Consider the following 18,396-nt stretch of genomic DNA (forward strand, 5'->3'; position numbering starts at 1 on the left):
CAGTGACTGTTCCGTCCGCCCGCTATCTGGCTGGACATCTACGCAACCAAATCAGCAAGCACAGGTTCAATCCTGATAACCAGGCGCCACCTTCTCCAGCATTCGCAACAACGCCGCCCACGCCAATTGCAGCGCATCCGGGTCGGTCAGTTCCCCCTGCTTCAAGCCGCTCCCCGGCGCGTTGAACTGCCGTTCGGTACGACTGCACACATCAGTCGACGGGAAAATCAGTTGCCCAGCACGCTGCGCCGCCAACTGGATCTCGCAAGCCTTCTCCAGGTAGTACATGCGCAGGAAGGCTTCAGCCACACTGCGCCCCGTGGTCAACAGCCCATGGTTGCGCAGTATCATCACCGGCTTGTTGCCCAGGTCGGCCACCAGCCGTTGCTGTTCATCCATGTCCAGCGCGATGCCCTCGTAGGCGTGGTAAGCCACATTGCCGTAAAACTCCATGGACATCTGGCTGACCGGCAGCAGGCCACATTCCAGTGCGGCCACCGCGCAACCTGCGCGGGTGTGGGTGTGCAGCACGCACTGGGCATCCTCGCGGGCAGCGTGAATGGCACTGTGAATGACGAACCCGGCCGGGTTGACTGGGTGACGGGCAGCCCCCACCGGCCGCCCTTGCAGGTCGATCTTCACCAGACTGGAAGCGGTGATCTCATCGAAGAGCAGGCCATACGGGTTGATCAGGAAATGGTGCTCCGGCCCAGGCAAGCGCAAGGAGATATGCGTGAAGATGAGATCACTCATGCGAAAATGTGCGATCAGCCGGTAGCAGGCAGCCAACTCCCGACGCAGGCTTTGTTCCGTTGCAGTCATCTTGTTGCCCCTTTACTGAACGCTATTTGCTGGCCCAGGCGTTGAAGCGTTGCTCCAATTCTTCGCCATGGTCGACCCAGAATTCCACGTTCATGGCCAGTGCCCCTTGCAGGTTCTGTGGTGACGTGGGTACCCAATTGGCCAGGGACGGGTCAAGCCTGGCTGCGGCCTGGGTATTGGTCGGCCCATAGGGTATCTGCTGCACATACCGCACCTGGGTATCCGGCTGATTGGCATAGGCAATCAGCCGCTTGGCCTGGTCGACATGCCGCGAGCCTTTGATGATCGCCCAATAGTCCATACCGTACAGGCTGCCAGGCCATACCACGGCCAACGGGCTGCCCTGCTGCGCCGCCACCGCAATTCGTCCGCTGTAGGTGGAGGTCATCACCACGTCACCGGCTGCCAGCCATTGCGCGGGTTGAGCGCCGGCGTCCCACCACTGGATATGGGGCTTGAGTTCGCTGAGTTTGGCGAAGGCCCGTTCGACACCCGCCGGCGTGGACAGTACCCGGTAAACGTCCTCGACCTTGACCCCGTCAGCCAACAGCGCGAATTCCAGGTTGTACACCGCACGCTTGCGCAGGCCACGCTTGCCAGGGTACTTGTTGATGTCCCAGAAATCGGCCCACGAGGCCGGCGCCTGGGCGAGCTTGTTGCGGTCATAGGCAATAGCCACGCTCCAGACCAGCGCGGCCGACCCACAATCCTGTGCGGCTGCCGGGATCAGTTCGTCTGCATGGCCCAGGCGCTGCCAGTCCAGGTGCTCGTATATTCCCTCGTCGCAGCCGCGCATCAAGTCAGGGCCTTCGATCTGCACCACGTCCCAATCGACGTGGCCGGTGTCAGCCATGACCTGGATACGTGCCATTTCGCCGTTGTATTCACTCTGAATCAACTGACTGCCGTCCTGGTCACTGAAGGGTTTGAAGATCGCCTCATCCTGGGCCTTCTGGCCTGCGCCGCCATAACCGACCACAACCATCTGCTGCGCAGCTTGCGCATTGCCCAGGCCAAGGCCCAGCAAGGCTGCGCAAAGGCCGGTCATTCGTGGAAATAGCTGCATCGTAGCTTCCTCCTTCCGGTGCCCGACGGGCCCCTTTTTCTTGTTGTTCTGAGGTCACACCCTCGCCACGCGAGTGAGGAAAACCTAGACAGACACTAGTAAAAAAACAAGTTGATTTTTTACTATCGCTACACTTTTATAAGAAAAAATAACAAACCCGTACCGGAGCCGCCTGATGCAGACCGCCTTCCCTCACCTGTTCGAGCCCTTGCAGATCCGCGGCAAACGCTTGAAGAACCGCATCATGTCCACCGGGCACGACACCTGCCTGCCCACCGACAACCTGGTCAACGACAAACTGATCGCCTACCAGCGCGACCGCGCTGCCGGCGGCGTCGGCCTGATCGTGCTGCAGGTCGCCGGGGTGCACGACAGTGCCCGCTACACCTCGCATGTGCTGATGGCCACTGACGATGCCTGCATCGCCGGCTACCGCCAGCTTGCCGAGGCCTGCCACGCGCACGGCACCGTGGTGCTGTCGCAACTGTTTCACCCCGGGCGGGAGATCATGGAGTCGGCAGACGGCCTGTTGGCGGTAGCCTACTCGGCCTCTGCGGTGCCCAATGAGCGCTTCCGGGTGATGCCGCGTGCGCTGGACCAGGCAATGATCGACGAAATCGTCCAGGGCTACGCCAGCGCCGCCCGCCGCCTGCACCAGGCCGGGCTGGATGGCGTCGAGGTGGTGGCCAGTCATGGTTACCTGCCCGCGCAGTTTCTCAACCCGCGGGTGAACGTACGCAGTGATGGCTACAACGGCGATCTGGATCAGCGTCTGAGGTTCTTGCGCGAAGTGCTGGCCGCAGTACGCGCCGCCACCGATGAGCAGTTCATCATTGGCCTGCGCATCAGTGCTGACGAGCGCGACAGCCAGGGCCTGAGCGAAGACGAGTCACTGGCTGCTGCCGTGGCCTTGCAGGGCCAGCTCGACTACCTGCATATCGTCGCCGGTACCTCGGCCTCACTGGGTGGCGCAGTCCATATCGTGCCACCGATGGCCATCGAACCGGCGTACCTGGCCCGCGAGGCTGGCACCTTCAGGCAGCAGCTGGCCATCCCCCTGTTCGTCACCGGGCGCATCAACCAGCCCCAGGAAGCCGAGCTGATCCTGGCCCGCGGTCAGGCTGATGTGTGCGGCATGACCCGGGCGCTGATCTGCGACCCGTTGATGCCAGTCAAGACCGAAAGCGGCCAGGTCGAAGACGTGCGCGCCTGCATCGCTTGCAACCAGGCATGCATCGGCCATTTCCATCGCGGCTTGGCCATTTCCTGCATCCAGCGCCCGGAAACCGGCCGAGAGTTACAGTACGGGCACCTTACGCCCACTTCCTCGCCCAAACGCATAATGGTCGCCGGCGGCGGGCCTGCCGGCATGAAAGCCGCCGCCGTGGCTGCCGCGCGCGGGCACCAGGTCACTCTGTACGAGGCGGGCCCGCAGCTCGGTGGGCAGGTGCTGCTCGCCCAACTGCTGCCACGGCGCAGCGAGTTCGGGGGGGCCAGCACCAACCTGCAACGGGAAATGGCCCTGGCGGGGGTAGAAGTGGTGCGCAACACCCGGGTCGACCGCGCACTGGTCGAACGTGAGCGCCCTGATCTGGTCATCGCTGCTACCGGTGCCACCCCCTACTGGCCCGCGTTCGAACGTACCGGCGAGCTTCAGGTAGTGGACGCCTGGCAAGTGCTGCGCAATGAGGTGAAACCGGGGCGTTCGGTGCTGGTGATCGACTGGCGCTGTGACTGGATCGGCCCCGGTATCGCCGAACGCCTGGTGCGTGAAGGCCATCAGGTACAGTTGGCGGTCAACGGCACTCATTGCGGCGAGAGCCTGCCGCTTTATGTACGTGACCAACTGGCCGGCGAGCTGCATCGCCTGGGTATCCCTGTCACACCATACGCACGCCTGTATGGTAGCGACGACAACACGGTGTACCTGCAGCACACCGCCAGCGGCGATCCGATGATCTTCGAAGGCATCGACACCCTGGTGCTGTGCATGGGGCATCAACCGCAAGACCGCCTGGCCACCGAACTGGCAGGTGTGGTGGACGTCCGGCGGATTGGCGACTGCCTGGCGCCGCGCACGGCCGAAGAAGCGATTCACGATGGTCTGACGGTTGCCTGGTCGCTCTGAGGCTGTACATACTGCGGCTTTTGCGATGGACCGACGCGCATGAGCCAACCCTCCCAGCCTCCCGCCAGCGAACCCGGGGGCGCCGCGCCGCAGTTCCTCGGCACCCGCATCCGCGGCCTGCGCAAGCGCCGCGGCATGACCCTGGCGGAGCTGGCCGCACACAGTGAACTGACCGCAGGCTACATCAGCCAGCTGGAGCGCAACCTGTCCTATCCGTCGATCCCGGCGCTGTTCAACATCGCCCGCAGCCTGGGCGTGACCATCCAGTGGTTCTTCGCCAGCGAGGCCACCACCGCGCCCGAAGACCAAGGCTATGTGGTGCGGCGCAACAGCCGCCTGAGCGTGCATTATGAAGACGGCATCGTCGATCAACTGCTCACCCCCCAGCCCAACCGCCAGTTGGAGATGCTGCACTCCCGTTTCCCTCCGGGAACCTACAGCCAGCAAAGTTACAGCCACGACGGTGAAGAAGCCGGCTACCTCCTCAGCGGCACGTTTGAGCTGTGGGTAGGCGAGCGGCATTTCCAGCTGAGTGAAGGCGACAGCTTCAGCTTCCCGAGCCAGGAACCACACCGCTACGGCAACCCCGGTGAAGTGGATGCCGTGGTGATCTGGGTGATCACGCCGCCAACATTCTGAAGCACTCCAGCAAGCACTGGTAACACCGTTGACCGGCAATAAGGTCTACCTTGTCCACCGAACTTCAAAGGAGCACAACCATGAAGCAGATCCTGATCATTGGTGCGGGCTTTGCCGGCCTGTGGAGCGCGCTCAGCGCCATCCGCCAGCTTGACCTCAACGGCAGCAAGGACGTCGAGGTCACCTTGCTCGCGCCCCAGGCTGAACTGTCTGTGCGTCCGCGCTTCTACGAGCCAGACGTGCATACCATGGCCGCACCACTGCAGGCGCTGTTCGACGCTGTCAATGTCCGCTTCGTGCAGGGCACGGCATTCCACATTGATGAGGCAGCCCGTCGCGTGGGCTACCGCACCCGCAGCGGCACTCGCTGCGCCCTGCCCTACGACCGCCTGATCATGGCCTGCGGCAGTGTGCTCGATCGCCCTGACATGGTCGGCATCGAGCATGTCTTCGATGTCGACACGCTCGACAGCGCTGCACGCCTGGAAACCCACCTGAAGTCACTGGCCAGCCTGCCGAACACGCCGGCACGCAACACCGTGGTGGTAGCAGGGGGCGGTTTTACCGGCATCGAGACGGCCACCGAACTGCCGGCCCGCTTGCGCGCGATACTGGGTGAAGACGTCAGTTTGCGCGTAGTGGTAATCGACCGCGGCGCAAACATTGGTGCAGCCCTGGGTGACGGCATCCGACCGGCCATCGAGCAGGCATGCGAGGCCCTGGGCGTGGAGTGGGTTTGCGGTGCCACGGTGGTTTCGGCAGACCCTACCGGAGTGCAGCTGGACAACGGCCAGCGTATCGACACCAGCACGGTGGTCTGGACGGTTGGCTTCAAGGCCAACCCGCTCACCGAACAAATCAGCGGCGAGCGCGACAACCGCGGCCGCTTGCATGTCGATGGCAACCTGAAGGTCAAGGGCAATGAGGCCGTGTATGCAGCTGGAGACGTGGCTTACGCTACCTGTGACGCGCTTGGCAATCATGCCGTGATGTCGTGCCAGCACGCGATTCCGCTGGGGCGCCATGCGGGCAACAATGCCGCAGCCGATTTGCTTGGCGTAGCACCAGTGGCTTACAGCCAGCCCAAGTACGTGACGTGCCTGGACCTGGGGGCCTGGGGTGCGGTTTATACCGAAGGATGGGACCGTGAGGTTTCACCACCGGAGGACAAGGCCGAAGCCAAGGCGCTGAAGCGCCAGATCAATTCAGTGTGGATTTATCCGCCAGCGGCTGACCGGGAAGCGGCCTTGGCGGCAGCTGATCCACTTATCCCGGTGGTCTGAGTCACTCTTCTACAGGTTGGAGTGGCCTTGTGCCTCGACAGGGGCCACTCTTGCGATCCACCGCATTCCCTTGATCAGGCAGCAGCAAACAGCTCGTTGGCGATCTGCGCCTGTGCAGCATCAATCGCCTGGCTGCGCTGCTCCGGGCCATAGGCCAGGCCATGGGCCCGGACGATTTCAAGGTCGGTAACACCGATGAAGCCCAGGAACACTTTCAGGAAGTCTTCGTGCCCGGCACCAGTCGGCTGGCCAGCGTGCAGGCCACCCGCGGTGGAAACCAGCACCACTTTCTTGTTGCCGCACAGGCCTTGCGGGCCGGCTTCGGTGTAGCGGAAGGTCTTGCCGGCGACGGCCACGCGGTCAATCCAGGCTTTTAGCTGGGTCGGCACGGTGAAGTTGTACATTGGCGCACCAATCACCACGGCATCGGCAGCCAGGAACTCTTCGAGCGTCTCGGTGCTCAGCTTGGCTTCGAAAGCCTGGGCCGCGTCGCGTACGTCTTCAGGGGTGCCTGCAGCCACAAGGGTGGCGGCGGAGAAGTGGGCAATGGCATCGGCAGCCAGGTCGCGGTAAATCACTTCAACGCTTGGGTCTGCAGCCTTCCAGGCTTCGACCACTTCGCGGCTCAACTGGCGCGAGGCGGAATTGTCGCCCAGGATGCTCGAATCGATGTGCAACAGTTTCATGGGACTCTCCTGTGATTGAAGACCGCATCTGTGGGCGATCACGATGGGGAAGATCCTACCGAAGTGATCAATAGCTGATAAGTAAGCAAAAATGCGTTAGTTTGTCCCACAGATGGAACAGTGAGACATTCCCATGCAAGACCTCAACGACCTCTTCTACTTCGCGCGCGTCGTCGAAGCTGGCGGATTTGCCGCCGCCGGGCGCCAGCTGGGCATCCCCAAGTCGCGCCTGTCGCGGCGTATCGCCGAGCTTGAAGAGCGCCTGGGCACACGTCTGTTGCAGCGCACCACACGGCAACTCAAGCTCACCGCAGTGGGTGAACGTTACTTGCATCATTGTCAGGCCATGCTGCTGGAGGCCGAAGCCGCTGACGAAACCGTGGCCAGCATGAGCAGTGAGCCGCGCGGGCGTTTACGGGTATCCTGCCCGGTGGCACTGGCACACGCCTTCCTGCCGGATGTGATCAGCCGCTTTCTTGAGCAGTACCCGCTGGTGCAACTGGACATGGTATTGCTCAACCGCCGGGTCGACCTGATTTCCGAAGGCATTGACGTAGCGTTGCGCGTACGCGACCTGGGCGACGAAGACCCGGCCCTGGTTACCCGCCGCCTGCGCCAGGCACAAATGCAACTGGTAGCCGCGCCCGGCTTTGCCGACCACATTCGCGAACCGGGCGAGTTGGCATCATTGCCCGTGCTGGGCGCAGCCGAAGCAGACCGGCTGGTACACTTCCGCCTGTTCGGCCCCCATGGCAAGCAGCAGGAAATAGCGCTGGAACCGCGCCTGGCGATCGATGATTTCGTAGTACGTAACGCTGCTGTACGTGCCGGCCTGGGGTTCACTGCGCTGCCCAGCATGTTCTGTGAAGAGGAACTGGAACGCGGCGAACTGGTGCGCTTGCTGCCAGACTGGTCGCTACCGGGTGGCTACCTGCAGGCGGTTTACCCACACCGGCGTGGCCTTCTGCCTGCGGTCCGGGTGTGGATCGATCACCTGGCGGCGTCATTCGAGGCTTGTGGAGAGCGGTATGTCTGAACAGAAAATGAGCGAAGCCCAGGTGGCGGCTTTTTGCCTGAGCCTGCCGGGTGCGCGGGAAGACTACAAATGGGGCGGCATCCGAGTGTTTTCGGTGGCAGAAAACAAGATGTTCGCGGTGCTCGACCTGGCGGGTGCCGGGTTATCGTTCAAGGTGGCCGACGAGCTGTTTCTGGGTTATTGCGATCGCCCGGGGATACGGCCGGCTCCGTACCTGGCGCGGGCGCGGTGGGTCAGCATGGCGACACCCTACCCGATGGGGCGTGATGAACTGTGTGACGTGTTGCAGCGGTCGCACCAGCTGGTAGTGCGTCGGTTGCCCAAGCGGTTGCAAGTGGGGTTGGTCATGTGATCTGGCTGTGGCGGCCCTTTCGCAACTTTACCCGCGAAGAGGCCGGTACAACTGCACATCAACCAAAGGGCAGATAACGCCCGTCAAGAAACAGCCAGTCTGCCCAGAACACCTGGTGCACCAGCACAATCCCCCAGCACACCAATTGGAACGAAACCTTGCGGGTCTTGTGCCGAAACAGCTGCTGTGCCAACAGCGCCCCCGGCCAACCACCGAGCAATTCACTGGCATGCAGCACTTTCTCGGGTGTACGCCAGGCCCGCGTACGTGCCTGCTGCTTGTCCTGCCAATACAGCAACAGGCTGATCAGGCTCATGGCCGGGTACAACGCCAACGGCCACCAGGTCTGATCGTTCCAGGCCATGCGCGCCGCCCCCAAGCCGGGCAACAGGCAAAGCACGCCCAACACCAGCAGCTTCAGGCGCACATTGCGCACACCTTCAGCCCGTTGCCCACGCAGCGCCTCAGCCATGCGCCGTGGACCAGTCGACCCAACCAAACTGCCAGGTCGCCAGAATGAACAGGCCGAACACAATGCGATACCAGGCAAATGCCGCGTAGCTATGGTTGGCAATGAACTTGAGCAATGCCCGTACGGCAATCATGGCAAAGATGAACGAGGTCACGAAGCCGAGCGCGAACACCGGCAGATCGCCGGGCTGGAACAAGTCGCGGTACTTATAGCCCGAATACACCGCCGCACCGACCATGGTCGGCATTGCCAGAAAGAACGAGAACTCGGTCGCTGCCTTGCGCGACAGGCCGAACAGCAGGCCACCGATGATGGTCGAACCGGAGCGCGACGTGCCCGGGATCATCGCCAGGCACTGGATGAAGCCGATTTTCAGTGCATGGCTCCAGCGCATGTCGTCCACATGGTCCACCTGCACGCGGTGCTCACGGCGCTCGGCCCAGAGCATGATGATGCCCCCCACCACCAGTGCCGCCGCCACGGTGACGGGGTTGAACAGGTATTCGTGAATAAGGTCGGCGAACAGGACACCCAGCACCACCGCAGGCATGAACGCCAACAGCAGGTTGCCCGTAAAGCGGCGCGCCGTGGGCTGACGGGTCAGGCCGAAGACCACTTCGAATATCTTGCTGCGAAACTCCCACACCACCGCCAGGATCGCCGCCAGCTGAATGATGATGTTGAAAGCCATGGCCCGTTCGCCGCCAAAACCGATCAGGTCGGCGACGATAATCTGGTGGCCGGTACTGGAGATCGGCAGAAACTCCGTCAGCCCTTCGACCACGCCTAAGATGATTGCCTGGAAGGCAGTCCAAAAATCCATCATTCCCCCGGATGGAGCGCTGCTTGTCGCAGGCCCCTTATGCTTGATTCGCTTGAGATTGCCTTACACGGCCCGGCTGTTTTACAGCGACTGTTGGGCGCAACGCCAGTGGAAAAGTTCACGCCTGTTAAAGGTTTCATCTTGCGCGGCCGAAATCCTGACAGAGCCCCTTGGCAATCGCTTTAACGACCTGTTGCAGACTATCACCAACATAGCACTTAGCCATTAGTCGAGTGGGGGCTCGCTGCAAAGCATGCTTCGATGCACCTCAATAAAAAGAACAATGCGGGAGCTGATGGATGAACACTCTGAGATCGATGTCAATCAGTCGGCGCCTGTGGCTGATCCTTGTGGTAGCGGTGGCCATGCTGGTGGTCCTGGGCCTGCTGATGCTGCGGCAGATCCATGGTGACCTTTACCAGGCCAAGGCGGAGAAAACCCGCCATGTGGTGCAGACCGCCGCGGGTGTGTTGGCCTATTACCAAGGCCTGGAAGCTGCCGGCACGCTCAGCCGCGAAACCGCCCAGCAACAGGCGCTGCAAGTGGTGCGCGCGCTGCGCTACGACCATGACGACTATTTCTGGATCAACGACCTGGGGCCGAAGATGATCATGCATCCGGCCAACCCCAAGCTCGACGGCCAGGACCTTTCAGCCATTCGCGATCCCGATGGTTTCGCCGTGTTCAACGAAATGGTCGCCCTTGCCCGTCAGCAGGGCGCCGGCCCGGTCAACTATCGCTGGCCCAAGCCCGGCGCCAGTGAGCCGGTAGCCAAGACTTCCTATATTCAGCTGTTCAAGCCGTGGGGCTGGATCATCGGTTCAGGCGTGTATGTGGATGACGTGCAGGCCGAATTCGCTCGCCAGTTGCGCGACGCTTCGCTGGTTGGCGTGGGCATTGCCCTGCTGATGGCGCTGGTGGTCATGCTGATTGCCCGCAGCATAGCCCGCCCGCTGCAGGAAGCGGTGCAGGCGATGGGCAACATTGCCAGCGGAGAAAGCGACCTCACCCGGCGCCTGGACACCCATGGCCGCGACGAGATCACCCACCTGGGCGAGCACTTCAACCGTTTCAACGGCAAACTGCAAGGCGTAGTCGGCCAACTGCAAGGCGCGGCCCACGCGTTGGCCCAGTCCGCCGGGCACGTCGGTGACAACGCGGGTGCCGCCCAACAGCACAGCGCCCAGCAATCGCTACAGATGGACCAGGTGGCCACTGCAGTCAATGAGGTGACCTACGCCGTGCAGGACGTGGCCAAGACTGCAGAACAGGCCGCCGGAGAGATGCGTACGGCACAACAACAGGTGACCCACGGTCAGCAGGCCATCCACGGCAGCCTGGCGCAGATCGACCGCCTGTCGCTGACCATCGATCAGGCCGTACAGGTGATTCGCGACCTGGCCGGGCACAGCACGCGCATTGGTGGTGTGCTGGACGTGATTCGTTCCATTGCCGAACAGACCAACCTGCTGGCGCTGAATGCTGCCATCGAGGCGGCGCGGGCCGGCGAGCAAGGCCGAGGCTTTGCCGTGGTCGCCGACGAGGTGCGACTGCTGGCCCAGCGTACAGCGCAATCGACGGCCGAGATTCATACCATGATCGAGCACCTGCAGAGCCAGTCGGACGCTGCAGTCAAGGCCATAGACACCAGCAGCGAGGCATCGCGCCAGACCGTCGAACAGGCACGCGAGGCCGGCGCCAGCCTGGACGCCATCAACCAGGTGCTGAACAACCTCACCGCATTGAATGCCTCCATCGCCAGCGCCACCTTGCAGCAGTCGCATGTGGTCGAAGAGATCAACCGCAATGTGCTGGATACCGCCGGGTTGTCGCAGCAGACCGCCGATGCGGCCCGTCAGTCCAGCGATGCCGGGGCGGCGCTGGGGCGATTGAGCGAAGAGTTGGAGCAGTTGTTGCGGCAGTTCCGGGTCTGAGAACAAGCCCCTGGTGGGAGCGGGCATGCCTGCTCTTGCAGGTATCGAGTGACCTTGAAGCCTGCGCTGCACCTGTGGGAGCGGGCATGCCCGCGAAGGAAGCAACGCGGTGGATGGCACCGGCGCTGCCGGTGTTCGCGGGTGAACCCGCTCCTACCAAGGGGCATCCCACCGCTGCGCCCTACACCTTCCGCGGCCGACCCGCTACAATCGCGCCCCTCCCCCGTAGCCTCCAAGGATCGCCGATGTCCGGCCTTGAACTCATTGCCGCCGTCCTCGGCGTAACCGCTGTCTGGCTCACGGTCAAGCAGAACGCCTGGTGCTGGCCGATCGGCCTGGTCATGGTGCTGATCTATGGCTGGCTGTTCTACGAGGTAAAGCTGTATTCGGGCATGTTGCTGCAACTGGCCTACGCCATCCTGCAACTGTACGGCTGGTGGCAATGGAAACGCCCCGACCACGTTGAGGACGCCCGCCAGGTCTCCCGCCTGCAACGCCCGGCACTGCTCACCGGGCTGGCCGCCGGGGCGCTGCTGAGCGCAGCCCTGGGCGCGGCCATGGCCAACTGGACCGATGCCGCCCTGCCCTGGCTGGATGCCACCCTGACCGGCTTCAGCCTGGTGGCGCAACTGTGGATGGCGCAGAAACGCCTGCAGTGCTGGCCACTGTGGGTCGTGGTCGACATTATCTATGTGGGCCAATACCTGCATCAGCAGCTGTATTTCACCGCAGGCTTCTTCGCCGTGCTCACCCTGATTGCTGTACGCGGCTGGCTGGAATGGCGCCGCGACCCGGCGCTTGTACAGCCATGAGTGCGCAGCAATCAATGAAAGTGCTGGTACTGTGCGGCCCTGAATCCAGTGGCAAAAGCTGGCTTAGCGGGGTGATCCAGGCACATTTTGGTGGCGTGCTGGTGGGCGAGTACGTGCGCCATTTCATCGACCAGCAATGCCGTGACACCTGCTACGCCGATATTCCCGCCATCGCCCGTGGGCAACTGGCATGGGAGGACCGTGCGCGCGAGCAGGCGCCACCGCTGCTAATTCTGGACACCCACCTGCTGAGCAACATGCTCTGGAGCCGCGCACTATTCGACGACTGTCCAACCTGGCTGGAAGAAGCACTGCTGGCACGGCGTTATGACCTGCACCTGTTGCTCAGCCCGCAAGGGGTGGACTGGATTGCTGATGGCCAGCGTTGCCAACCCGACCTCAGCGATCGTCAACGCTTTTTCGAGGACAGCCTGGCTTGGCTGAAGCGGCACAACCAACCGCACCAAATACTGGATGGCAATTGGCCGCAGCGCCAATTGGTGGCCTTGCAGGCGGTTGCTACGCTACTTAGCGGCGATAAGCCATCATGCCCTACCGAGTGTTAAGCCTCTGACACAACCTGGCGGGGCAAAGCCCCCGAAATTGCGGGGCTTTCCCCCGACCCGGGGCCAGTGTCACGCTCATGAAACACACTCTGCAAAAACCCTTCCACTCAAGGCCACCGCTGCCTTTGCCGGCAACGATCACGGCAAGCTGTTTCACGCCTGAGACAGCATGCGCCGCATTTTGTCAGCCTCCAGCGCTAACTATCTGATCCGAAAAGAATTCTAAAAAGCGGCACACCTTCTGCTCTGTGGTACGCATCGCTGAACAGGGCCAGCGCTCAAAGAAGGAGTTGCCGTCGTGAGGAAAAGTGACAATCACCTCTATCACCTATTACTGGTGGGCTGTGTACTGGGGTCACTAAGCCTGACGGCTCAGGCGGACAAGGGGATCATCATCATCAAGCGCGATGTGCAAGTGCGCAACGCGACCATCCCCCCTCTGATCCCAGACCCGAGCCCTACCACCATCAATGCCAACCCTTCAGCTCACGTGCTCAAGCAAACCAGCGAGCTGAGCGATGGCGACTTCGCCAGCATCAGCAGTGGTGCAGGCATCAGCAACATGATCACCCAACAAACCAACAACCTGGGGGGCAACCTCGGCAACCAGAACCAGCTCCCCAACTTGGCGGGCGGGCGCGGTACGGGGTCGGGTAACGGTATCTCGAACATGGTCAACTCAAGCGTGCAGCGTGGCCTCGCGCCGCTGCAGATTCTGACCGGCGGGGGCAAGTGAGATGAAGCGCACTCTGCTGATGCTGGCCGCCCTTTGCACTGCACCGGTCTTCGCGCAATCCCTGGTTCCCGTCATCAACAACGCCGATATCGACAGCTCCGGCAGCCGCTATCAGGGGAACCTCTCTGTCAACCAGGCTGCTGGCGACATGCAGCAGCAGGTCAATGCGCGTGCCATCGCCGTCGGCCCCGAAGCCAGTGCAAGCACCCAGATCCGGCAACGGCTCAATACGCCCGCCGACCCTGCAATGGACGCCCGCTCGACCATCCAGGGCAACGCCTTCAGCAACGGCAGCGGCGCCCTGGGGATCAACCAGAGCGCAGGCGCCAACACCCAGCAAGCCAACGCACTGAACATCAGCATTGGTGCGCAGCCGCAAAGCATCGACGACAGCGTCCTCATGCAACAAAACGTGGCGCTGATCAACAACTCCGGAGCAACTGACATTCCAGCAGGCTATCGCCAGGTCACCACCAGTGACCAGGCCTTCACCGGTAGCCACGGGGTGATCCAGTTGAACCAGAGTGCCGGGGTGGGAAACCGAATGGCCAACACCTTGAGCATCCGGGTCGCGGATTGACCCTGCAGTTAAGAACGACACTTAACCTAATAGCGTACGGAGAATCACCATGAAACCCTCGATGGCAATCAAGCCTCTGGTTTTCGCAATTGCTGCGGTCATGGCTGTTGCTGTACAAGCTGGGCAAAATGATCGGCGTAATGACCACCATAACGGCCACCATAACAATGGTCATCACACGCCTCCACCCACCAAGATCCCTGTGTATGCAACGGCCAATGCCTGGGATACCCAAACCAGCACGCGTAACCGCATCACCAACCAAGGCACCATCAACGATGCCGAGATGAGTGACTCTGGCACCGGCTCCAGCGGCAACGTTGGCATAAACGTGGCGGCCGGTAACGGCAACCAGCAAGATAACGCCGCTGCCATTGCCAACGCAGGCTCTGACTCGAGCCTGGACAACAGCTTCGTGTTCGGCATGGCCAATGCCACGGCTGACGTTGTGCAAACCAGCAGAAACAACCGGGTCGACAACTACTCGACCCAGTCTTCGGCTGTGATGAGCGGCTCAGCCAGCGGGGCTGAGGGCAACATTGGCATCAACATTGCCGGTGGCGACCTCAACCAGCAGAAAAACACCATGGCCATTGCCAACACCGGTGCACCGTTGGGTAACGCCACCGCCACCGCGTCGGCCAATCAGGACGGCCCAGGCCTGATTGTAAACAACAGCGCTGACCGCACCTACCGGGTGGATACGATTACCATCACCAAGTCGGCCAGCGGTTCAAGCTCGCGTGATGGCTCGTTCAACTCGACCGACGACCGCAGCTCGTCCTCGAGCTTCAGCCTCGCCGGTGCGCATAGCGCCAGCTCCAGCGGCTCCAGTGGCTGGGACTCCAGCGGCTCGCATTCCAGCAATGCCAGCGGCTCCCACAACTCGAGCGCAAGTGGCTCGAGCGGTTGGGGTGCCAGTGGCTCTGCCAGCGGCAGCCACAGCGCGTCGAGCAGCGCCAGCCTGGCAGCTTCGCTGGACGCTGAAGTTAACGCCACGCGTACCCATACCACCGACTATGGCCGTTATGAGCGCTCCCACTCCAAGTCCTTCGATGGCTCGCTGAGTGCATCGCTGGATGCATCGGTCGACAAGTCGCGCGAAAGTGCATACGACTCGTCGTTCGAGAAAGCATTCGACTCCAACTACGACAAGTCGCGTGAATCGGCGTATGACAAGTCCAAGGACTCTTCGTACTCCAAGTCTCACGACTCTTCGTACGAGAATGCTTCGGCGTCCGACTTCTCGAAGTCTGGCGAGCAATCGAAACAATCCTCGAACGACGTTTCGAAGAGCTACAGCGAAAGCAGCGCTTACGACTTGAGCAATACTGTGTCCTTCCAAGTGCTGACCCCGACCGGCTGGACCAACCCAGTTACCAACACTGCAACCCTTAGCGGTTCGGTGAATGGTGGCAGCGGTAACCTGGGCGTCAACGTAGCAGCCGGTGTGGGCAACCAGCAAAGCAACTCGCTGGCCATCTCCAACACCTCGTTCTGACCGCTGTGCTTGAGGCCCCCTTCGGGGGGCCTTTCTTCAACACACCGTAAGGCACCCGATCATGCGTATTTTCGCCTTGGCGTTTTTGCTGTGCCTGGCCAGCGTGAGCGAAGCTGCACAAATGCCCCTGTCCGTCCTGCCGGGCGGCGCCGTGGTGTTCAAACCGATCCAGAGCTTGCGTGAACGCAAGTTCGCCGACCTGGTGCAACAAAAGACCGACTTCAGCTGCGGCGCCGCCGCGCTGGCAACCATCCTGCGTCAGGCCTACTGGCTGGACGTGGACGAACATCAGATCATCGAAGGCATGCTGGCCCACGCCGACCAGGACCTTGTGCGCACGCAAGGCTTCTCGATGCTCGACATGAAGCGCTATATCGAAAGCCTCGGGATGCGTGCCCGCGGTTACCGGGTGGCGCCCGAAACCCTGCAAAGCGTGCGCATTCCCGTCGTGGTACTGATGGATGTGCGCGGCTACAAGCACTTCGTGGTCATGCAGAAGGTCGACAAAGGCTGGGTGTACATCGGTGACCCGGTGCTGGGCCACAAGCGATACAAGGTCGACGATTTCCTCAAGGGCTGGAACGGCATCATCTTCGCGGTGATCGGCCAGGGTTACGACAAGAACAACATCCTGCTCGACCCGCCCCTGCCACTGACCGCCAAGGGCCGGGTGAACAACTTCACCCCCGTGCAGGACTCAGAGCTGCTGGACTTCGGCTTCATCAGAAGCGACTTCTTCTAACGACTGTTCTAATGACAAGGAGCATGATGCTCCAGGGAGCATTTCATGAAGACTTCATTGTGGTTGGCCATGGCCTGTCTGGCAGCCAGCCTGCCCAGTCACGCAGAGGCATTCAAACCCATCGAACTGAAGGACCAGGAGCTGGCGAACCTGCGGGGCCGCTATGTGATGCCCGGACGAATCGTGAGCTTCGGTATCATCATGTCCAGCACCTGGCAAAATGCCAAAGGGGATGTGATCGGGGCAACGTCCACGCTGCAGGTTCAGCAATCGACCATCAAGCCCCAGTTCTATGTATCGATGATTGATAAAAAAGGCGCAGGTAAGGCGCCGAGCAGCGCTTCTGCTGCCGGGACTGGCGTGGTAACGGGCGGCAACGGCCTGACCACCACCGAAGGTGTGACCCAGGTGGTGCGTGCAGCCGGTGACAACAACGCCGCTTACAACAACGTCGATATCAACGTGACCAAAGCCAACCAGGCCCCCGCCGTACAACAGCACGGCCAGGTACTGGCCGCCGGCCAGACCCTGGTTGGGGAAAATGGCGCCGGCGCACTCAGTGTGTCTTCCAGCGGTGTGGGCGTGCAGCTCAACATCAATGCCAGCAACAACCAGGGCAGCAGCGTGCAACGCCTGGCCCAGGGTGGCCTGCTGCAGAACTCGACGCTGCTCGGCAACGGTAACCTGGTCAACAACGTCACCAGCCTGAACGTTGTCATGCGTGAGAGCGTGCCGACAGCGGCTTCGCTCAGCGGTAGCCTCGACCAGCTCAAAGGTCTTCGCACCTTCGGATACTGATCTACGCTCAGTCTCATCGAAAGTAGTTGGAAGGGACGGCAACTCCATGTACCGATCTTTTACGCTCAGAGCTTTTGTGTGCTTGACTGCCTTGGCCCCAGCCACAGCACTTTACGCAGCCGCTGACCCACAGGTCGAAGCGCTGAAACAGGAACTGACTGAACTCAAACGCCGCTATGAGGCACAGCAACAGGCACTGATGGTGCTGGAACAACGTGTACGCCAGGTCGAAGAGGCCCCTGCAGCAACGCAACCCAGACGCCTGGTCAAGTCTCCCGCCGAGGGGGTAAAAGGTGCGCAAACCGTTGCCTCTGGGGCACCGGGCACTTCAGGTAGCTCCTACGGTCAGGCACTGACGGCCGACTCCCAGCCGGCGCAAAGCGTTACCAACCTGTATGACGAAGCCAGCGGATTCTTTGGCGGGGGCAAGTTCAGCTTCGAAACCGGCCTCACCTATACCCATTACGATACCCGTGCGCTGACCCTCAATGGCTTTCTGGCACTGGACTCGATCTTCCTCGGCAGCATCAACCTCGACCGGATCAAGGCTGACAACTGGACCCTGGACATGACCGCGCGCTATAACCTGGCACAGCGCTGGCAGTTCGATATCAACGTCCCCGTGGTCTACCGCGAGTCCACCTACTCGTCTGGCGGTGCGGGAGGGGCCGGGGCAACCACCTCCGATGCCAGCGTGACCCGCGACCCGGAAATCGGCGATATCAACGTTGGGGTGGCCTATAAATTCCTCGACGAGGACGAAACCTGGCCGGACGCAGTGGCCACCCTGCGAATAAAGGCACCGACCGGCAAGGACCCCTATGGCATCAAACTGCGTGAGGTGGATGGCAACAACAACCTCGCGGTACCGGAAAGCCTACCGACTGGCAACGGTGTATGGTCGATCACACCGGGCATCTCGCTGGTCAAGACCTTCGACCCGGCTGTGCTGTTCGGCAGCCTGTCCTACACCTACAACATGCAAGACTCGTTCAGCGACATCAGTCCGCAGGTGAACAGCAAGGTGCCGGGTGACGTCAAGCTTGGTGACTCGTGGCAGATTGGCGGCGGCATCGCCTTTGCCCTGAACGAAAAGATGAGCATGTCGTTCTCGGTATCCGACCAGTTCGCCCGCAAGAGCAAGATCAAACCTGATGGCGGCGACTGGCAATCGATTTCCAACAGTGACTACAACGCCGCCAACTTCAACATTGGCATGACCTTCGCCGCCAGCAAAAACCTGACTATCGTGCCCAACCTGTCCATTGGTCTGACCGATGATGCACCTGACTTTTCCTTCAGCCTGAAATTCCCTTATTACTTCTGATAGTTGCCATCGGCCGGGGCTGTGCGAACGACCCCGGCTTTGGTTACCAACCTTGTAATCGACCGCCTTCCCTGCCCTGCCCTGTTATCATCA

At 61.5% G+C, this 18,396-nt stretch carries 19 protein-coding genes; 14 read left to right on the plus strand and 5 right to left on the minus strand.

Annotated elements, in window-relative coordinates:
- Positions 1-66 precede the first annotated feature (66 nt).
- Positions 67-822: a class II aldolase/adducin family protein gene (locus tag J3A98_RS12310; protein ID WP_176683997.1), complete on the minus strand. Its 756-nt coding sequence runs from the start codon at positions 820-822 to the stop codon at positions 67-69.
- Positions 823-844: 22 nt separating this feature from the next.
- The gene (locus J3A98_RS12315; RefSeq protein WP_209966424.1) at positions 845-1,888 is read right to left on the minus strand and encodes an ABC transporter substrate-binding protein; all 1,044 of its coding nucleotides are present in this window, start codon (positions 1,886-1,888) and stop codon (positions 845-847) included.
- Positions 1,889-2,063: 175 nt separating this feature from the next.
- Between J3A98_RS12315 and J3A98_RS12320 the strand changes: the two genes are divergently transcribed.
- The 3 genes from J3A98_RS12320 to J3A98_RS12330 all read left to right on the plus strand — a co-directional run bounded on the left by J3A98_RS12320 (position 2,064) and on the right by J3A98_RS12330 (position 5,938).
- Positions 2,064-4,016, plus strand: a complete 1,953-nt coding sequence (locus J3A98_RS12320; protein ID WP_209966426.1) for an FAD-dependent oxidoreductase — start codon at positions 2,064-2,066, stop codon at positions 4,014-4,016.
- A 39-nt stretch (positions 4,017-4,055) separates the two neighbouring features.
- Complete coding sequence (locus J3A98_RS12325; protein ID WP_176684000.1) at positions 4,056-4,655, plus strand: cupin domain-containing protein; 600 nt, start codon at positions 4,056-4,058, stop codon at positions 4,653-4,655.
- Positions 4,656-4,735: 80 nt separating this feature from the next.
- Positions 4,736-5,938 (plus strand): NAD(P)/FAD-dependent oxidoreductase, encoded by a 1,203-nt coding sequence (locus J3A98_RS12330; RefSeq protein WP_209966428.1) that lies wholly within the window; start codon positions 4,736-4,738, stop codon positions 5,936-5,938.
- A 74-nt stretch (positions 5,939-6,012) separates the two neighbouring features.
- On the opposite strand, the gene J3A98_RS12335 is transcribed toward J3A98_RS12330, so the two are convergent.
- Positions 6,013-6,624, minus strand: a complete 612-nt coding sequence (locus tag J3A98_RS12335) for an FMN-dependent NADH-azoreductase (RefSeq protein WP_176684002.1) — start codon at positions 6,622-6,624, stop codon at positions 6,013-6,015.
- Between the two features lie 133 nt (positions 6,625-6,757).
- On the opposite strand from J3A98_RS12335, the gene J3A98_RS12340 reads away from it, so the two are divergent.
- Positions 6,758-7,660, plus strand: coding sequence for a LysR substrate-binding domain-containing protein (locus J3A98_RS12340; RefSeq protein WP_003253907.1), 903 nt, complete (start codon positions 6,758-6,760; stop codon positions 7,658-7,660).
- Positions 7,653-8,012: an MmcQ/YjbR family DNA-binding protein gene (locus J3A98_RS12345; protein ID WP_209966430.1), complete on the plus strand. Its 360-nt coding sequence runs from the start codon at positions 7,653-7,655 to the stop codon at positions 8,010-8,012. The genes J3A98_RS12340 and J3A98_RS12345 overlap by 8 nt, the downstream gene beginning before the upstream one ends.
- Positions 8,013-8,070: 58 nt before the next feature.
- Here the strand turns inward: J3A98_RS12345 and J3A98_RS12350 are convergent, their stop codons facing one another.
- The gene (locus J3A98_RS12350) at positions 8,071-8,484 is read right to left on the minus strand and encodes a DUF1294 domain-containing protein (RefSeq protein ID WP_176684004.1); all 414 of its coding nucleotides are present in this window, start codon (positions 8,482-8,484) and stop codon (positions 8,071-8,073) included.
- Positions 8,477-9,307 (minus strand): undecaprenyl-diphosphate phosphatase, encoded by an 831-nt coding sequence (locus tag J3A98_RS12355; RefSeq protein WP_176684005.1) that lies wholly within the window; start codon positions 9,305-9,307, stop codon positions 8,477-8,479. The genes J3A98_RS12350 and J3A98_RS12355 overlap by 8 nt, the downstream gene beginning before the upstream one ends.
- 299 nt (positions 9,308-9,606) lie before the next feature.
- On the opposite strand from J3A98_RS12355, the gene mcpP reads away from it, so the two are divergent.
- The 9 genes from mcpP (at position 9,607) to J3A98_RS12400 (ending at position 18,303) form a co-directional block, all read left to right on the plus strand.
- Entirely contained in the window at positions 9,607-11,241 is a 1,635-nt protein-coding gene (gene mcpP, locus J3A98_RS12360) for a methyl-accepting chemotaxis protein (RefSeq protein ID WP_209966432.1), read from the plus strand.
- 245 nt (positions 11,242-11,486) lie between these two features.
- Positions 11,487-12,053 carry a nicotinamide riboside transporter PnuC gene (gene pnuC / locus J3A98_RS12365; RefSeq protein ID WP_209966434.1) on the plus strand — a complete coding sequence of 189 codons (567 nt, stop codon included), beginning with the start codon at positions 11,487-11,489 and terminating at the stop codon, positions 12,051-12,053.
- A complete protein-coding gene (locus J3A98_RS12370) occupies positions 12,050-12,619 on the plus strand; it encodes an AAA family ATPase (protein ID WP_209966436.1) in 570 nt (189 codons plus the stop codon). Before pnuC ends, J3A98_RS12370 begins: the two co-directional genes overlap by 4 nt.
- A 298-nt stretch (positions 12,620-12,917) precedes the next feature.
- Positions 12,918-13,355, plus strand: coding sequence for a hypothetical protein (locus J3A98_RS12375; RefSeq protein WP_209966438.1), 438 nt, complete (start codon positions 12,918-12,920; stop codon positions 13,353-13,355).
- Between the two features lies 1 nt (position 13,356).
- Positions 13,357-13,935: an adhesin gene (locus J3A98_RS12380; RefSeq protein ID WP_176684010.1), complete on the plus strand. Its 579-nt coding sequence runs from the start codon at positions 13,357-13,359 to the stop codon at positions 13,933-13,935.
- A gap of 49 nt (positions 13,936-13,984) precedes the next feature.
- The gene (locus J3A98_RS12385) at positions 13,985-15,436 is read left to right on the plus strand and encodes a heme utilization protein (RefSeq protein ID WP_209966440.1); all 1,452 of its coding nucleotides are present in this window, start codon (positions 13,985-13,987) and stop codon (positions 15,434-15,436) included.
- A gap of 61 nt (positions 15,437-15,497) precedes the next feature.
- Positions 15,498-16,178, plus strand: coding sequence for a C39 family peptidase (locus J3A98_RS12390; RefSeq protein WP_209966443.1), 681 nt, complete (start codon positions 15,498-15,500; stop codon positions 16,176-16,178).
- Positions 16,179-16,223: 45 nt separating this feature from the next.
- Positions 16,224-16,976 (plus strand): hypothetical protein, encoded by a 753-nt coding sequence (locus J3A98_RS12395; protein WP_209966445.1) that lies wholly within the window; start codon positions 16,224-16,226, stop codon positions 16,974-16,976.
- A 46-nt stretch (positions 16,977-17,022) separates the two neighbouring features.
- Positions 17,023-18,303: a hypothetical protein gene (locus J3A98_RS12400; protein ID WP_209966447.1), complete on the plus strand. Its 1,281-nt coding sequence runs from the start codon at positions 17,023-17,025 to the stop codon at positions 18,301-18,303.
- Positions 18,304-18,396 lie beyond the last annotated feature (93 nt).

It is taken from the genome of Pseudomonas sp. BP6 (assembly GCF_017875935.1).
Classification (GTDB): domain Bacteria; phylum Pseudomonadota; class Gammaproteobacteria; order Pseudomonadales; family Pseudomonadaceae; genus Aquipseudomonas; species Aquipseudomonas putida_Y.

What these genes read in the sequence shown, in the direction of transcription:
- J3A98_RS12310 (WP_176683997.1), bottom strand. Translation starts at nt 822, where the DNA reads ATGACTGCAACGGAACAAAGCCTGCGTCGGGAGTTGGCTGCCTGCTAC.
- J3A98_RS12315 (WP_209966424.1), bottom strand. Translation starts at nt 1,888, where the DNA reads ATGCAGCTATTTCCACGAATGACCGGCCTTTGCGCAGCCTTGCTGGGC.
- J3A98_RS12320 (WP_209966426.1), top strand. Translation starts at nt 2,064, where the DNA reads ATGCAGACCGCCTTCCCTCACCTGTTCGAGCCCTTGCAGATCCGCGGC.
- J3A98_RS12325 (WP_176684000.1), top strand. Translation starts at nt 4,056, where the DNA reads ATGAGCCAACCCTCCCAGCCTCCCGCCAGCGAACCCGGGGGCGCCGCG.
- J3A98_RS12330 (WP_209966428.1), top strand. Translation starts at nt 4,736, where the DNA reads ATGAAGCAGATCCTGATCATTGGTGCGGGCTTTGCCGGCCTGTGGAGC.
- J3A98_RS12335 (WP_176684002.1), bottom strand. Translation starts at nt 6,624, where the DNA reads ATGAAACTGTTGCACATCGATTCGAGCATCCTGGGCGACAATTCCGCC.
- J3A98_RS12340 (WP_003253907.1), top strand. Translation starts at nt 6,758, where the DNA reads ATGCAAGACCTCAACGACCTCTTCTACTTCGCGCGCGTCGTCGAAGCT.
- J3A98_RS12345 (WP_209966430.1), top strand. Translation starts at nt 7,653, where the DNA reads ATGTCTGAACAGAAAATGAGCGAAGCCCAGGTGGCGGCTTTTTGCCTG.
- J3A98_RS12350 (WP_176684004.1), bottom strand. Translation starts at nt 8,484, where the DNA reads ATGGCTGAGGCGCTGCGTGGGCAACGGGCTGAAGGTGTGCGCAATGTG.
- J3A98_RS12355 (WP_176684005.1), bottom strand. Translation starts at nt 9,307, where the DNA reads ATGGATTTTTGGACTGCCTTCCAGGCAATCATCTTAGGCGTGGTCGAA.
- mcpP (WP_209966432.1), top strand. Translation starts at nt 9,607, where the DNA reads ATGAACACTCTGAGATCGATGTCAATCAGTCGGCGCCTGTGGCTGATC.
- pnuC (WP_209966434.1), top strand. Translation starts at nt 11,487, where the DNA reads ATGTCCGGCCTTGAACTCATTGCCGCCGTCCTCGGCGTAACCGCTGTC.
- J3A98_RS12370 (WP_209966436.1), top strand. Translation starts at nt 12,050, where the DNA reads ATGAGTGCGCAGCAATCAATGAAAGTGCTGGTACTGTGCGGCCCTGAA.
- J3A98_RS12380 (WP_176684010.1), top strand. Translation starts at nt 13,357, where the DNA reads ATGAAGCGCACTCTGCTGATGCTGGCCGCCCTTTGCACTGCACCGGTC.
- J3A98_RS12385 (WP_209966440.1), top strand. Translation starts at nt 13,985, where the DNA reads ATGAAACCCTCGATGGCAATCAAGCCTCTGGTTTTCGCAATTGCTGCG.
- J3A98_RS12390 (WP_209966443.1), top strand. Translation starts at nt 15,498, where the DNA reads ATGCGTATTTTCGCCTTGGCGTTTTTGCTGTGCCTGGCCAGCGTGAGC.
- J3A98_RS12395 (WP_209966445.1), top strand. Translation starts at nt 16,224, where the DNA reads ATGAAGACTTCATTGTGGTTGGCCATGGCCTGTCTGGCAGCCAGCCTG.
- J3A98_RS12400 (WP_209966447.1), top strand. Translation starts at nt 17,023, where the DNA reads ATGTACCGATCTTTTACGCTCAGAGCTTTTGTGTGCTTGACTGCCTTG.